Source organism: Pseudomonas sp. SCPG-7 (genome assembly GCF_002156405.1).
GTDB lineage: Bacteria > Pseudomonadota > Gammaproteobacteria > Pseudomonadales > Pseudomonadaceae > Aquipseudomonas > Aquipseudomonas parakoreensis.
Window position 1 is genome coordinate 1 of sequence record NZ_MVOO01000049.1, and the last position, 382, is coordinate 382.

Sequence of the window (382 nt, forward strand, 5' to 3'; positions counted from 1 at the left end):
GACAGTGGGACGACCACGAGGTACGCGACAACTGGTACTGGGAGCGGGACCTCAGCCAGGATGCGCGCTACACGGTGAAGAGCGCGGCGCTGCTGGCGGCGCGGGCCCGGCGTGCGTTCCTGGAGTACCAGCCGATCGCAGCGCCTGCCGAGGATCCCGACCGCATCTACCGCACGGTTCCGTACGGGCCGAGCGTCGAGATCATCGCGCTGGACCTGCGGAGCTACCGGGGGCCGAACTCCGCCAATCGGCAGACTGCGCTGGACGAGCGGTCCTCAATTCTCGGGGGAGCGCAGCTCGCAGACGTCAAGGCACGTCTCGCGGCGAGCCGCGCGACCTGGAAGGTCATGGCGAGCGACATGCCGATCGGCCTCACCAATCC

1 protein-coding gene is annotated in these 382 nt (G+C 68.8%); it reads left to right on the top strand.

Annotated features, from left to right (window positions below; all coding sequences use genetic code 11):
• Positions 1-382: alkaline phosphatase D family protein (locus tag B1722_RS28490; RefSeq protein WP_176393390.1), on the top strand; the 382-nt coding region annotated here is incomplete at both ends.